The organism is Pontibacter pamirensis, from assembly GCF_010015475.1.
Classification (GTDB): Bacteria; Bacteroidota; Bacteroidia; order Cytophagales; family Hymenobacteraceae; genus Pontibacter; species Pontibacter pamirensis.
Genome location: NZ_SSNI01000003.1, coordinates 34,345 through 49,953, shown reverse-complemented (window position 1 = coordinate 49,953; position 15,609 = coordinate 34,345). Strand labels below are relative to the sequence as shown.

At 50.6% G+C, this 15,609-nt stretch carries 2 protein-coding genes; one reads left to right on the top strand and one right to left on the bottom strand.

The window, feature by feature from the left end; genetic code table 11:
• Positions 1 to 3: 3 nt before the first annotated feature.
• A complete protein-coding gene (locus E1919_RS04420) occupies positions 4 to 654 on the bottom strand; it encodes a Crp/Fnr family transcriptional regulator (RefSeq protein WP_162052139.1) in 651 nt (216 codons plus the stop codon).
• 856 nt (positions 655 to 1,510) lie between these two features.
• On the opposite strand from E1919_RS04420, the gene E1919_RS04415 reads away from it, so the two are divergent.
• Positions 1,511 to 15,556, top strand: a complete 14,046-nt coding sequence (locus E1919_RS04415; RefSeq protein WP_162052138.1) for a non-ribosomal peptide synthetase — start codon at positions 1,511 to 1,513, stop codon at positions 15,554 to 15,556.
• The last annotated feature ends 53 nt before the right edge of the window (positions 15,557 to 15,609 follow it).

Genomic DNA, 15,609 nt, shown 5'->3' with positions numbered 1-15,609 from the left:
CATTTAATGGTATAAGTCTTCAAGCAGTCCAGCCAAATCATCACGCACGTGAATTCTGTTCCTTTCCAACTCAACCAGTTTCCTTTTCTCCAGTTGCTTGAGAAGCCTGGATATAACCTCTCTGGAAGTCCCTAATTCACTGGCTATTTGTTGATGAGTCATCGTAAGTTCGAGTGTGTTCAACTGCTTCGACTTTACAATCAAATACTTCAGCAAGCGTTCATCCATCCTTTTGAATGCGACATCATCAATCGCCTTCAGCATTTCCTGAAAGCGCTTCTGGTATGTCATCGAGACAAAGTCTTTCCACTGGCGAAACTCATTTGTCCATTCCTCATGCTTCCGGACAGGGATACCTATGATGGTTGTTTTTTCCTCCGCCACCGCTTTTATATCGCTGGGGTTTGAGGTACTGCAACAGGTTAAGGACACGGCACAGGTTTCACCGCTTTCTATGTAGTACAGAAAAAGTTCATGACCTTCTTCATCTGTACGCATCACTTTTACAGCACCCTCCAGTATGATAGGGACCATCTTAATGTATTGCCCCGGCTCAATGATAGTCTGCCCTGGCTCAAACACTTGAATTTTGCCATTTTTTTCAATCTCATCCAGAAGAAGGAGATCTGTTATAAGCGGAAGTCGAATACTCATATACCAGATCAACGATTAGGAAGAGGTGTTGTTCACCTATCGGGAGAAAAAGGTTTTATTGTCACGTGAACTATAAAGCATGGTTAAATTATTTTTTGAAAGGAAAAATAGACGCTTCAGGTTCTTAAAGCTATATGTTCCGAAAATGATCTGACAACAGTTAGTACTATACCAAAGTTGTAGAACATCCTCAGATTGACATGCAGAAGGTAGTCCAACTAACTGATATACATATGCTAGGAGACAAATTTACAATTCAGGATTAAGATTATATGTATTATAATAAGATTGAATATAAAAAATAGCTCATCAGGGGTTATGAGTTTTAGGCATAACACATAACGTATCGCCCGTTGCTTAATATGTTGATATACAGTGGGCTGTATAGCTGGTAATTTGATATATCTAAAAGTTTAGTTGGTCAAGGATTATTTCTAATGGATTTCATACGACTAAAAACAGAACATTAAGATTTAACGATGACCAAATTCTGGTGCTCATCCCATAGAACCAAATTTTTCTATTAACTAAAATCTTAATTATCGAGTTTTTTTGGATCTAACTAAGGTGCTGAAGATATTTTTAATCTTGGGTTATAATGTGTTTGCTGTCTAATTCACACCGTTCACTAACTATCTTTTTAATGTTATAACCAATCTCCTGTTGTGTAGGTAATAAGCAGTGATATTTTAAATAAATCATGTTGGGATATAAAAAAAATATTTTTCATTAGATAATTTCACAATTAACATTATTTATTTTTATACATAAAAGGTAACTATTTTCTTTTATAAGTATGCCTTTATCAAGTCGACGTGGTCGCATTCTTAGCTGCTCTGTAAACACTACTTAATTTATGGAAACATTGAACTTCTTGAAGAAGGCAAGTCCCTTGTCTGCCCTGGTACAACTGCATCCAGCACAGCAGGAAATTTATTTTGATCAGGTGACAGATTGCGATAGTCCGCATTACAATGTCGGGGGATACATGGTGCTAAAGGGGCAGCTAAACAAGGAGACGTTCAAAGAAGTTTGTAGTAGCCTCCCCCTTGTATTCGATGTACTAAGAATGCACATCACCAGTACAGATGAAGCCCCTTTCTGTACATTTTTGCAGGAAGAGTTTACCCTTGAAGTAGAAGAGCAGGATTTCAGTGATGAAACGGACCCAAAGAAAAAAGCATTAGACTGGATGCAGGAGCGGTTCAATAATACTTTCGATCTGGAAAGCACACTGTATGAACTGAGTTTTTTTAAAATTTCAGAGGAGGAGCATTGGTTATACGGGCGCTTTCATCACCTGATAACGGATGGTTTTGGATTTGCTGTTCTCGCCCATTACGTTGCCCGAAAATACACTCACCTGCTAAAGGCTTCTTCAGAACTATTTGCTTTCCGGTACTCCAGCTACGAAAAAGAAGTTGAAAAAGCACTTGCCTACTTAGACTCAGAATCTTATCAGAAAGACGCAGCCTATTGGAAGGAGCAGTTTCTTCAGGTACCGGAACCCTTACTAAAGATTCGGAATGAAGGGGTAAACCAGAGTGGGACTGTGGTTATCGAAATTTCTGAAGCACATAGAATTCTTTTTGAGGCAACAGCCTTGCAAACGAACTCAAGCCTGCAGCAATTAACATTAGCTGCTCTAACAATTTATTTTGCCCGGACTGAGAACCGCGATGACGTGGTTTTCGGGATTCCTGTTCATAATCGCAGAAACAAACTGCAGCGAAGCACAGTGGGGCTTTTTGCAGGTATGATTCCTTTTAAAGGGCATTACTACCAAGGTAAGTCTGTAAGCAGTTTGCTACAGACCATTAAATTACAGCAACGCACGGATTACCGCTACCAGAGTTATCCCATAAGTCATTTGAACAGGGAGTTGAAGCTGATGGCACAAGGCCGTAATCAACTATTTGATGTAGTGGTGAACTATGCCCTGCTGGACTTCGAGGTAGAGATGGAAGGGGTAGAGGCAAATTTATTCGATTTGTCTAGCCAATATGAAAGCCAGCCCATCCAATTCTGGTGGCGGGACTACGGTAAAAACCAGCCGCTTCAATTACGAATCGATTATCATCTTTCCTATTTCACGAAAGAAGAAGCTGAGTTATTGGGGCAGCGTTTATTGTTTATCCTAGAGCAGTTGCCTACGGCGCTAGATGAAAGAGTCGGAGAAATAGAAATTGTACCGGAAAAAGAGCGGCGGCAGCTGCTGGAAGAGTTTAATGCAACGGCTGCTTCTTACCCTAAGGATAAGACACTGGTGGACCTGTTCGAAGAGCAGGCCGCCCGCACGCCTGATAACCTTGCGCTGGTTTTCGAAAAGCAGCAGCTTACGTACCAGCAGCTAGACCAAAAAGCAAATCAACTGGCCCGCTACCTGCGCGCAAAAGGCGTAAGGGAAGAAACCTTAGTCCCCATCTGCATAAACCGTTCAATGGAAATGCTCGTGGGGCTTTTTGGCATCATGAAAGCAGGAGGGGCTTATGTTCCGATAGACCCTTCTTACCCATCAGAGCGGGTAGCCTGGATATTGGAGGATACAGGTGCCACCATCAGCTTGTGCGGCCGTGAGCAGTCGCAACTGCTGCGTGTGAAAGAAGACATGGAACTGGTTCTGCTGGATGAGGAGTGGGCTGGAGTAGCCGAAGAGTCAGTCAATAAGCTGGAAACTAATCTGCAGCCCTCAAACCTGGCTTACATCATTTATACCTCTGGATCTACCGGTAAACCGAAAGGCGTGCTGGTGGAGCATAAAGGGGTGGTAAACCTGACGCATCACCAAAGAATTTACCATGCCATACAACCAGACGAGAAAATTCTCCAGGTCTCTAACTATACCTTTGATGCTTCTGTAGAGCAAATATTCCTGGCTTTATCCAACGGGGCTGCATTGGTTCTAATACCTGATGAAGTATTACTGGATACTCAAAAACTCGAAGAGTTAATCAGAACAGAAAAAATAACTTCTCTGGACGGCACTCCAAGCCTGCTACAGCATATCACTACTGCTGATTACAGCAGTTTAAAAAGAGTAATTGCAGGAGGGGAGGCATGTCCTGTCGGTTTGGCCAGGGAATGGGCAGCCTATTTTCCTTTTTATAATGAGTATGGGCCAACAGAAACCACCATCACTTCAGTCGAGTACCTGTACTCAATTGATAATTTGATAGGAAAAACGCTGCCCATAGGCAAGCCTGTCTCCAACACGACAGCCTATGTAGTGGATAAAGCAGGCAAGCTTGTACCAAAAGGTACAATAGGAGAACTGTGTATCGGTGGAGTTCAGGTTACCCGTGGTTACCTGAACCGTCCGGAACTTACAGCCAAAAAATTTGTGTCTGACCCTTTCAGCGCTGATGCAGATGCCAGAATGTACCGTACAGGCGACCTGGTACGATGGCTGCCTGACGGTAATCTGGAATTCCTGGGCAGATCGGATGATCAGGTGAAGATCCACGGTTATCGCATTGAGTTGGGAGAGGTGGAGAGCGTGCTGGGGCAATGCAAAGGTGTAAGGCAGTCCGTTGTCATAGCAAAAAAGGAGCCTGACGGCAATAAGCGCCTTATTGGTTATGTGGTGGCTGAGGGGACTTTTGATAAAGAGGCTATCCGTGAAGAGATGAAGCGGAAGCTGCCTGAGTATATGGTGCCTTCCTTTCTGGTGGAGTTGGAGGAGATGCCTTTGATGGCCAACGGCAAAACAAATAAAAAAGCCTTGCCTGAAGTAGAAGTAACTGAAAACCTCACTTCCTCCTATGTAGCTCCCCGTACCGAAATTGAAGAGAAACTGGTAGCTATCTGGCAGGACCTGCTGCAGGTGGAGCGCGTGGGCGTGGAGGACAACTTCTTTGAGTTGGGCGGGCATTCGCTTCTTGCAACGCGCGTTGTCTCCTTTGTGCGCAAAACCCTTCAGTCGGAGCTGCAGATAAAAGACGTTTTTTCATACCCTACCATTGCAGGCCTTGCAGAACAGGTAGAGCGAAACAAATCCTCTAAACTTTTACCTGCCATTACAGCAGTTCCTCACGATGTTCACGACAAGTTCCCTTTGTCCTTTTCGCAGGAGCGACTTTGGTTTATTGACCAGCTACAGGGAAGCACCCAGTATCACCTGCCAGCAGCATTCCGCCTTAGGGGAGATTTAGACATCAAAAAACTTTCCCAGTCACTCCGGCAGGTAGTGCAGCGGCATGAGGTGCTCCGGACGGTTATCAGGCAGGATTTAGGAAAAGCTTATCAGCAGGTACAGGAAGAGGACTGGCATTTGAGTTACATGGATGAAGTCTGTTTTGCGGATGCTGCAGAAATGCATGCCTTCATACAGGAGACTGTGCTGCACCCTTTTGACCTGAGCCGTGACTTTATGCTGCGCGCCGTGCTGGTACGTTTTTCAGAGCAGGACCACCTGCTGGTAGTGGTCGTGCACCACATTGCAGCCGACGGTTGGTCGGTGCCCATACTGGTGAACGAGCTGACAAGGCTATACGAGGCAGGCGGCGATTTGGAAGTTGCAGCAATGGAGCCTTTGCCCGTGCAGTACGCTGACTTCGCCACATGGCAGCGCCGTTACCTGCAAGGGGAGGTGCTGGAAGAGCAACTTCATTACTGGAAAAAACAGTTAACGGGAGTAGAGGCATTAGAGCTTCCTGCTGATTTCGCACGTCCGGCGGTGCAAAGCAGCAAAGGAGGAAGAGTTTCCCTTCAACTGAACGGAAAAATAAGTGAAGCGCTGGAGTCTTTTTCACAGCAAGAGGGAGTGACCCCTTTTATGAGCCTGCTTTCAGTGATGAAGGTGCTCCTCTACCGCTACAGTGGCCAGGAAGATATCTGCGTGGGCAGCCCAATAGCGGGCAGGCGCCAGGCAGAGGTAGAGCCGCTGATTGGATTTTTTGTGAACACCCTGGCCCTGCGCACGCAGATTAGCCCGGATGTCAGCTTCCTGTCGTTGCTGCAGGAAGTGAAGACGACAACACTGGAAGCTTATGCGCACCAGGAAGTGCCGTTTGAGAAGGTGGTGGAAGCCGTTGGCGTAGCCCGGGACTTGAGCCGCACTCCGCTGTTCCAGGTGATGTTCACGATGGAAAACACCTCTGCAGTTCCTGCGCTAAAGTTGGGAGATGTAAGCCTGACAGAAGAGGTGTTGGATAGCGTTACGGCCAAATTCGATTTGAGCCTGACAGTAAACATGACCGCAGAGGATATAGAAATCAATGTAGAATACTGCAAAGATATTTTCAAAACATCTACTGTGCAGCGGATGCTGGGTCATTACCAGGAACTGCTCAGGCAGGTGCTTCAGCATCCGGAACAAAGCATCAGTCAGTTAGAACTGGTGACGGAGGAAGAGGCGAAGCAATTGACAGCCGGTTTCAATGCCACCGCAGCTTCTTACCCGGCAAACAAGACCTTGGTGGAGCTGTTCGAGGAACAGGCGGCAAAAACACCGGAAGCTATTGCAGTAGCTTTCGGAGAAGCAGAGCTGACATACGGGGAGTTGAACAAGCGGGTAAACCAGCTGGCGCATTACCTTCAGAAAAGAGGCGTAAAGCAGGAAAGCCTGGTACCAGTCTGCATCAACCGTTCCATAGAACTGGTGACAGCTCAGTTGGCCATCCTCAAGGCAGGCGGGGCCTACGTGCCGATTGACCCTTCCTACCCGCAGGAGCGCATCCGCTTCATGCTCGAAGACACGGATGCCTCTCTTGTGCTGAGCAGCAGTGCCCATGTAGTGCTGTTAAAAAAACAAGAGAAGGAGTTAGTGCTGCTGGATACTGATTGGGAGAAGATAGCCAAAGAACCTTCAGAGGCACCTGCCGTTTCGCTGCAGCCATCTCACCTGGCTTACGTGATCTACACCTCCGGCTCCACAGGCAAGCCGAAAGGCGTGCTGGTGGAGCACAGGGGTGTGGTAAACCTGTGCGCCTGGCATGCCAGAGAGTTCAACCTGAACTCTGATAGCAAATCCACCATGATGGCGGGTGTCGGCTTCGACGCCTCCGCCTGGGAAGTGTGGCCGGTGCTGCTATCCGGAGCGAGTTCGCATATTGTGCAGGACGAGCAGCGCCTGGAGGCAGAGAAGCTGCTCTCCTTCTTCTTAAACAAAGGCATTACCCACAGCTTCGTTCCCACCGCCTTGGTGGACGGGCTGGTAAAGCAGGAGCAGCCACAGGGGCTGGCCCTGCAGTATGTATTAACAGGAGGTGACCAACTCCGATCCGTTGATACCACTCATCTTTCTTATAAGTTAGTCAACAACTACGGCCCAACGGAGAACACCGTGGTGGCCACATCCTACACACTGCCTGCCGCGCATCAGGAAGGGCTTCCGCCGATCGGTAAACCGATCAGCAACACCACCGCCTACGTGCTGGACAAGTCTGGCAAATTGGTGCCGCAGGGCGTGGCCGGGGAGCTGTGCATTGGAGGGGCGCAGGTGGCAAGGGGCTACCTCAACAGAGAAGAATTAACTGCCGAGAAGTTCGTCAAAAACCCTTTCAGCAAAGAGGCAGATGCCAGCATGTACCGGACAGGTGACCTCGTGAGGTGGCTTGAAGACGGGAACCTGGAGTTTCTGGGAAGAGTGGATGACCAGGTGAAGATACGCGGCTACCGCATCGAATTAGGAGAGGTGGAGAGCGTGTTACAGCAGTGTCATGGCGTGCAGCAGGCGGTGGTCGTAGCCAAGGCAGATGCCAGCGGCAACAAGCGTCTCATCGGCTATGCCGTGGCGGAGGAGTTTGACAAAGAGGTCATTATAAGCGAAATGAAGCGAAAGCTACCCGATTACATGGTGCCTTCCATCCTTGTGGAGCTGGAAGAAATTCCGCTGACGGCTAACGGCAAGGTGAACAAAAAAGCGCTGCCGGAGGTGGATGCTTCGGCTTCACTTAGCAGCAGCTATGTAGCACCACGGACGGAGACAGAAGAAAAACTGGCGAACATCTGGCAGGAGCTGCTGCAGGTGGAAAGAGTGGGCGTGGAAGACAACTTCTTCGAATTAGGCGGCGACTCCATCATCACAATACAGCTGGTGAGCAGGGCCAGAAAAGCAGGATTTACCTTTCAGCCGCGCCATGTATTCGAATACCAGACGGTAGCCTCTTTGGCAGCCGTGGCGCAAACGGAGGCACAGGTAAAGGCAGAGCAGGGCGAACTGAGGGGCGAGGCGGGGCTGCTGCCGATACAGCAGTGGTTCTTTGAGCAGGAGCTTGAGGCGCCGCACCACTTCAACCAGTCCCTGCTGTTAAAAGTCGATAAAGCACTTTCTTCAGAAGAGTTAAGCCAGGCCTTCACGGCCCTGGTGGCGCAGCATGATTCCTTACGCTTCACTTACCATCAGAAAAAGAAAAATTGGCGGCAGGAGTATGGAAAGCTTAATTCAGAGCATGGAAATGTGGAGGTGGTTAGTCTGAAGGATTTGTCTGGGGATATGCTTTCAACCGGCATCACAGCAGTATGTGAGGCTTACCAGCAGGGCATTGTCCTGGAGAAGGGAGAGATAATGAAGCTTGTGCTGCTGGAGACCCCTATTGAGGAAGAAAGCAACCGGTTGCTTCTAGCTATCCATCACCTGGCGGTAGACGGGGTGTCGTGGCGCATCCTGCTGGAAGACCTGGAGCAAAGTATAATGGCTGTCCGTGAGAGCAGGGGAGTAGAGTTGGGACTTAAAAGCAGCTCGTATCGGCAGTGGCAGGCGGCAATGCAGCAGTACGCGGAAACGAAAGCGGTAGGGCAGCAGACTTACTGGCAAAAGACAGTAAAAACGGCTTTCACACTTCCTGTAGACAAGGATTGCGAAGTGCTTCCCAAGGTAGCTGATCAAGAGAGCTGCTATGTTACCCTGAGTGCATCGCTTACACAGGCGCTGCTAACAGAAGTACAGCAGGCATACCACACACAAATCAACGACTTTCTGCTGGCTGCGCTGGCAGATACGCTCGGCAGGTGGAGCAATCAGAAGCAGGTAGTCATTGCGCTGGAAGGGCACGGGAGAGAAGACATCTCTGCGGAGGTGGACATTAGCCGCACCGTGGGCTGGTTTACGAACCTCTACCCCGTGCTGCTGGATATAGACAATCAAGCCTCCGCTTCGGGCTTACTGCAGTCGGTAAAAGAGCAGCTGCGCCAGGTACCGGGCAAAGGGCTGGGCTACGGGGCACTGCGCTACCTGCACCCTGAAAAGAAGGTGCGGGAAAGCCTGGCAGGACAAAATTTCGAAGTGGTATTCAATTATCTGGGCCAGCTGGACAATGCCATTGCAGGCAGCCAGTGGTTTGCAGGTACAGAAGAATCTGCAGGGGCAGCTGTCGGCCTGCAGAACCAGATAAGCAGCAAGCTGGATATCGGTGCCTCCGTCCTGCAGGGGCAGCTAAGCCTGGAGTGGCGCTACGCAGCGAATCAGTATGAAGCGGAAACCATCAAGACCTTAGCAGAAAACTATCTGCAGCTACTTACTGACCTCATTACACATTGCCAGGAGAAACAGGTGCCCCAGCATACGCCATCCGACTACGGCCTGGGCGGCAAAGTAGCTTACCAGGAACTGGAAACTTTTCTTCGAAAGGAGCAGGGGGGCAAGCAACTTCAGGAGCAAATCAGCAGCCTGTATGCCTTGAGCCCGCTGCAGGAAGGCTTGTTGTTCCACAGCCTGTACGACCAAACTTCCCTGTCTTACATCGAGCAGATGAGTTGCCGGTTTGAGCAACTGGATGTAGAAAAGTTCAGCGCTACCTGGAAACACCTGTTGCAGAAGCACAGCATCCTGCGAAGCTCCTTTCACCAGGAACTGAGCGTGCCGGTGCAGTGTGTGCACCAGGAGGTGGCGCTCCCGTTGCAGGTGCTGGACCTGCGTAATTTATCCGAAGAAGAGCAAAAAGAACAGCTAGATGCCTTCAAAGACAAGGACCGGAATAGCAACTTTGACTTCAGCCAGGCACCGCTGCTACGCCTCACACTCCTGCGTATAGGTGAGGCAGCTTATGAAATGGTGTGGACTTACCATCACCTGTTGTTGGACGGTTGGTCTATGCCCGTGCTTATGCACGAGATGCTGAGCACTTACGAGAACCTGCTGCAGGGGGAAATACCTGAAACAGGAGCGGAAGACAAGTACGAAGACTTCATCCGGTACATACAGAAACAAGACGAGCAGGAAGCAGCGCAATTCTGGAAGCAGTACCTGGAGGGTGTCGAAGAGCCCAGCCTCCTGCCTTTTGTAACGAACAATGGGAACCGCAACAAAGGAGCAGACCAGCTTTACCAGAAGGTGGAGTGGGTGGTAGCCGAATCACTTCACCAGGCGATGCAGGCATACGGCCAAAAGCACCGCCTGACGCTGAACACACTGATACAAGGTGTGTGGGCGTATTTGCTGGCAAAGTATAGTGGCCAGCCGGATGCGCTGTATGGGGTTACTGTTGCCGGCAGACCAACAGAACTGGCAGGGGCTGAGCAACGGGTAGGGCTCTACATCAATACCCTGCCCTTGCGCAGCAGGATAGAAGAGGGCAAGGCCGTGCAAGCGTGGCTGGAAGAGTTGCAGCAGGCGCATATGGAGGCCCGGGAGTTTTCTTACACGCCTCTTAGCGACATCCAGAACTGGCAGGGGCTGAAAGGCGACTTGTTTGACAGCTTATTGGTATTCGAGAACTATCCGGTTGGCGAAGTGCTCTCACGGCAGTGGCAGCTGCAGGTGAGTGAGGTAGAGATAGAAGAGCAGACGAATTATCCTTTATCCATCAGCTGCCAGGCAATTGAAAATTTGTCGTTAAACTTCAGCTATAATGCCAGTCTGCTGAGCAAAGAGAGCGTGGAGCAAATCAAAACGCATTTTGCCCATGTGCTGCAGCAGATTGTCAGTCAGCCCGACCTGACCCTCTCCCAGCTGGTGCTGGTGACGGAGGAAGAAAAAAGAAAACTGGCAGTCGATTTCAACGCCACGGCAGCGTCCTACCCGGCGGACAAGACCTTAGTAGAGCTGTTCGAGGAGCAGGCGGCAAAAACACCGGAGGCTATTGCAGCAGCTTTTGGAGAAGCAGCGCTGACATACGGGGAGTTGAACAAGCGGGCAAACCAGCTGGCGCATTACCTTCAGAGAAAAGGAGTAGACCAAGAGACGCTGGTGCCTGTCTGCATGGACCGTTCGATAGAACTGGTAACAGCCCAGTTGGCCATCCTCAAGGCAGGCGGGGCCTACGTTCCGATTGACCCGAGTTACCCGCAGGAGCGCATCCGCTTCATGCTTGAAGACACGGATGCCTCCCTTGTGCTGAGCAGCAGTGCCCATGCAGTGCTGTTTGAGAAAGAAGAGAGGGAATTGGTGCTGCTGGATACTGATTGGGAGAAAATAGCCAAAGAATCTCCAGACAGTGCTGCAGTTGACTTGCAGCCATCGAACCTGGCCTACGTGATTTATACCTCCGGCTCCACAGGCAAGCCTAAGGGCGTGTTGGTCGAGCACAGGGGCGTGGTGAATTTGTGCAGCTGGCATGCCAGCGAATTCAGCCTGAACTCTGATAGCAAATCTACCATGATGGCGGGCGTAGGCTTCGACGCCTCCGCCTGGGAAGTGTGGCCTGTGCTTGTCTCAGGTGCCAGCCTGTATATTGTGCAGGACGAGCAGCGCCTGGAGGCAGAGAAGCTGCTGAGCTTCTTCTTAGACAAAGGCATCACCCACAGCTTCGTTCCCACCGCCCTTGTAGACGGGCTGGTGAAGCAGGAGCAGCCGGAGGGCCTTGCCCTGCAGTATGTATTAACAGGAGGAGACCAACTGCGAACTGTTGACACATCTCATCTTACATACAAGTTGGTCAACAACTACGGTCCAACAGAAAACACCGTAGTGGCCTCCTCCTACACACTGCCTGCCGCGCAGTTGGAGGGGCTTCCGCCAATCGGCAGACCCATCAGCAACACAACAGCCTACGTGCTGGACAAGGCAGGCAAGCTGGTGCCGCAGGGTGTGGCCGGGGAGCTATGTATTGGCGGTGCACAGGTGGCCAGGGGTTACCTGAATAGGGCAGATTTGACGCAAGAAAAGTTCGTTCAAGACCCTTTCAGCCAGAATGAAGGTGTCAGGCTGTACAAAACAGGTGACCTGGTGCGCTGGCTTGCGGACGGGAACCTGGAGTACCTGGGGAGGATTGACGACCAGGTGAAGGTTCGCGGCTATCGCATCGAATTAGGTGAGGTAGAGAGCGTGCTGCAGCAGTGCGTTGGAGTACAGCAGGCAGTAGTGATAGCTAAGGCAGATGCCAGCGGCAACAAGCGTCTCATCGGCTATGCCGTGGCGGAGGAGTTTGACAAAGAGGCCATCCTCAATGAAATGAAAAGGAAGCTGCCGGAGTACATGGTGCCTTCCATCATTGTGGAGCTGCAGGAAGTCCCGCTAACGGCTAACGGCAAGGTGAACAAGAAAGCGCTGCCGGAGGTGGATGCCTCAGAGGTGCTGACAAACATCTTTGTGGCGCCTCGTAATGAGACAGAGGAGAAGCTGGCGAACATCTGGCAGGACCTGCTGCAGGTAGAAAGAGTGGGCGTGGAAGACAACTTCTTCGAATTAGGCGGGCACTCTCTTTTGGCCACACGATTTGTTTCTTCTGTACGGAGAGAATTTAATTCAGAGCTGCAGATAAAAGATGTGTTCTCCAATCCTACCATTGCAGGTCTAGCGGAACAGATAGGGGTAAACAAATCTTCGAGCCTCTTACCGCCCATTACAGCTGTTCCTCGTGATGCAGACGATAAGCTTCCCTTGTCCTTTTCCCAGGAGCGCCTCTGGTTTATCGACCAGCTGCAGGGCAGCAGCCACTACCACATGCCTGCCGTTTTCCGCCTGACAGGCCAGGTGGACGTGCCGGGGCTGGAGGCTTCCTTCCGCCGTATTGTGGAGCGGCACGAAGCCCTTCGCACCGTGTTCAGGCAGGATGATGGGCAAGCTTATCAGCAGGTCATAGAAGCCGATTGGCAGCTCATCCAGAAAGATGGACATGCCTTGGTGGATGCAGCAGCGGTGCATGCCATGATTCAGTCTATTGTAGCGCAGCCTTTCGACCTGAGAGAAGACTATATGTTGCGGGCGGTGCTCGTAAAGCTTTCAGAGCAGGAGCACCTGCTGGTAGTGGTATTGCACCACATTGCCTCCGACGGCTGGTCTATCTCCATTTTGGTGCGGGAACTGACAAAACTTTACCAGGCGAAGACAGAAGGACAGGAGGCATCACTTCCTCCACTTCAGATACAATATGCCGACTACGCCTTATGGCAGCGGGAGTACCTGCAGGGGGAGGTGTTGGAGGAGCAGACCGATTACTGGAAAAATAAACTATCCGGAGTAGAGGCCCTGCAATTACCTACAGACTATGCCCGTCCTTCTGTGCAGAGCACACGCGGTGCCAGGCTGGAGTTCAGCCTGGACAAGGACCTGAGCCAGCAGTTGGAGCAGTTCTCCAATCAGCAGGGCGTGACACTGTTTATGAGCTTGTTGTCTGCTTTCAAAGTGCTGCTCTACCGCTACAGCGGCCAGGAGGATGTATGCGTGGGCAGCCCGATTGCAGGCCGTATGCAGCCGGAGGTAGAGCCGCTCATTGGCTTCTTCGTCAACACGCTGGCACTACGCAGCGACCTTGCTGGAAACCCAGGGTTCTTGGAACTGCTGGAAAGAGTAAAAGACACCACACTAGCGGCTTACGACCACCAGGACCTTCCCTTCGAGAAAGTAGTGGAAGCAGCCGGCGTGGAGCGCGACATGAGCCGCAGTCCGCTGTTCCAGGTGATGTTTATCCTGCAGAACACGCCGGAGGTGCCGGAGGTACGGCTGGGTGACCTCACGCTGGCTGCACAGCCTTTTGAGGGAGTGTCAGCCAAGTTTGATATGACCTTAAGTGTGGCAAAGATGCCGGAAGGCCTGGAAATGAGCGTGGAATATTGCGCAGACCTGTTCAGCGAAGCCACGGTATCGCGGATGATGAGCCACTATGAGCGCCTTCTTTCGCTGCTGGTATCTGAGCCTACCACAGGCATAGACCAGCTACAGCTGCTCGGACAGCAGGAGCGCAAGCTGTTGCTGGAGGGCTTTAACACGACAGCTGAGTCCTATCCTAAAGAAAGTACACTGGTTGACCTGTTTGAAGAGCAGGTTCTAAAAACACCGGATGCCACGGCCGTGGTATTCGAAGAGGAGCAACTGACCTACAGAGAACTGAATGAACGGGCAAACCAGCTGGCCCATTACCTGCAGAAAAAGGGAGTCAGAGAAGATAGCCTGGTACCTATCTGTGTCGACCGGTCCATCGAAATGATGGTGGGGCTTTTGGGCATACTCAAAGCTGGTGGGGCCTATGTGCCGCTTGACCCTTCCTACCCGCAGGATAGGATACAATACATGCTGGAGGATACGCAGGCAACGCTTGTGTTGGGTAATAGCGCATATGCTGATCTTCTGACGGAGGAAGAAGGAAGAGAACTTGTGCTGCTGGACAGGGACTTAGGTAAGATAGCGCAGGAACCGACAAACAACCTGAAGGTAAAACTGGAGTCCTCGAACCTGGTCTACATCATCTACACCTCCGGTTCCACAGGAAGACCGAAAGGCGTGCTGATTCAGCACCAGTCGCTCGTGAACTTCCTTTATTCTATGATAGATCACCTTGAGGTAAAACCTAAGGCAAGTTTACTGGCCGTTACCACCTATAGCTTCGACATCTCTTACCTGGAGCTGTACATGCCGATGTTAGTGGGCGGAAAAGTGATCATCGCCAGCAGAGAAGTTGCCACAGATGGCTATCTGCTACAGGAAAAACTGACGCAGCATCAGCCTTCCTACATGCAGGCCACACCAGCCACCTGGCAGATGCTGCTGGATAGTGGCTGGCAAAACAGCGAGAATATCACAGTTCTGCTGGGAGGCGAGGCTGTCAGGAAAAGCCTTAAGGATGCCCTTACCAAGCTGAGTAAGAAAGTCTGGAATTTATACGGACCAACTGAAACCACTATCTGGTCGTCCTGCAAGGAGTTGAAGGCAGGGGAGAAAATCACCATTGGCAAACCCATTGCCAACACCCAAATCTACATCATAGAAAAGGCTGGAGAACCCGCTCCTGTGGGAGTAGCAGGTGAGTTATGCATTGGCGGTGACGGCCTGGCCCGCGGTTATTTAAACCGGCCAGAGCTAACGGCAGAACGTTTCGTCCCGGACCCATTCAGTGCTTCTCCAAACGCCAGAATGTACAGGACAGGTGACCTTGCCCGCTGGCTGGCGAACGGGGATATCGAATACCTGAGCCGCCTGGACGACCAGGTGAAGATCAGGGGCTATCGCATAGAGTTGGGCGAAATAGAAAGTGTGTTGCAGCAATGCGATGGCGTAAGCAAAGGCGTGGTGGCTGCCAGGACAGATAATAACGGTAACAAAAGACTGGTCGGGTACATCGTGCCGCAGGACGCTTACAAAAAAGAAGCTGTTCTGACGCAGCTCAGGTCCAGGCTACCGGATTACATGGTGCCTTCGCTTTTCGTGACGTTAACGGAGCTGCCTTTAACACCAAACGGCAAAGTGAACCGCAAGGCCTTGCCTGAGCCGGATATAGCCGAACTGTTAACCCATCAGTATGTTGCACCTAGCAGCGAGACAGAAGAGAAACTCACCAAACTGTGGCAGAATTTACTTGGCCTAGAGCGGGTAGGAGTAAAGGATAACTTCTTTGAATTGGGGGGCGATTCTTTGTTGGTAGTAAGGGTTGTGAGCCTGATCCGGGAAGAGTTTTCCCTGAATATCCCGGTAAACACCTTGTTTAAATTCAGCTGCATTGCCGAATTAGCGGAATACATAGAAGCTGTGTCCATAGACCAGGATGAAGAAGATGAAGACGGGGAAGAGTTAGAGGTATTTGAAATCTAATCAAACACAATACATACATCAATTAGCAATAAGACCATACTTAAGAATTGCCA

Coding starts and splice junctions, on each gene's coding strand:
- E1919_RS04420 (WP_162052139.1), bottom strand. CDS start 654: ATGAGTATTCGACTTCCGCTTATAACAGATCTCCTTCTTCTGGATGAG.
- E1919_RS04415 (WP_162052138.1), top strand. CDS start 1,511: ATGGAAACATTGAACTTCTTGAAGAAGGCAAGTCCCTTGTCTGCCCTG.